The sequence below is a fragment of the Ralstonia sp. VS2407 genome (assembly GCF_052950655.1).
Window position 1 is genome coordinate 1 of record NZ_JBRFVG010000387.1, and the last position, 432, is coordinate 432.

A 432-nucleotide genomic window follows, 5' to 3' on the forward strand; every position below is an offset into this window, starting at 1 on the left:
TAACTATTCCTTCTTATCTCCTGAACAAAAATATCAATTGCATGATAATTTCCGCCAATTGATTGCCCAAAATCGAGAAGGTAAGATTCATGCGCTACAAATTGCGACAGAAAGTAGTATTCGTGCCACTCAGGAACGATCTAAAAAGGAAGTTATAGGTAGACTCAAAGAAATAGCATTACAACGGATTGATTTACAGACAGACGCATTAGTATCCATGATTGGCGATAGTCAGATTGATTATCGCTTTTTTATTGGTTTCAAACTGATTGCTACAGATGAAGAAGTGAATTTGAAAAGTCTCAAAAAATCCTTCTTTTCCGGCTTTCAAGAGTTTATCTATGAGGTCAATCATCATTTGATGGGCGATTTTGTTTCATTATCAAATGAAGAAATTCGCCGATATACCAAGCTTGAAAAACTGATGGAAAG

1 protein-coding gene is annotated in these 432 nt (G+C 35.4%); it reads left to right on the plus strand.

Annotated features, from left to right (window positions below):
- On the plus strand, nt 1–432 hold a 432-nt coding region (locus ACU8YE_RS25605), incomplete at both ends, for a hypothetical protein (RefSeq protein WP_446930426.1).